The following is a 246-nucleotide window of genomic DNA, read 5'->3' as shown; positions in this document are numbered from 1 at the left end:
TAAATCTTCGCTATTAAAATAGCTGGTATCGGTTAGTAATTTAAATGCATTTAAATCGCTCATTGTCAGTTCATAATTTTCACAATAAACACTTAATAATACTGCACTGTCAAGTATTTGGTAAATAGCTCTACCCCCCCCAAAACGCTCAAACACATTGTTATCATCGTTTAGAAATTGGGTTGTATCATCCGTTGAAAGTTCATCTTCTAAATGAGCTAAATCAATTTCGTGTTTGGCGTGGCT

At 34.1% G+C, this 246-nt stretch carries 1 pseudogene; it reads right to left on the bottom strand.

Features of this window, described 5'->3' with window-relative positions:
* Positions 1 to 246, bottom strand: a pseudogene (locus V6260_RS18635) (cupin domain-containing protein); the annotation flags it as partial.

This window comes from Pseudoalteromonas aliena (genome assembly GCF_038155085.1).
Taxonomy (GTDB): Bacteria; Pseudomonadota; Gammaproteobacteria; order Enterobacterales; family Alteromonadaceae; genus Pseudoalteromonas; species Pseudoalteromonas aliena_A.
This window is presented reverse-complemented; position numbering and strand designations above follow the sequence as displayed.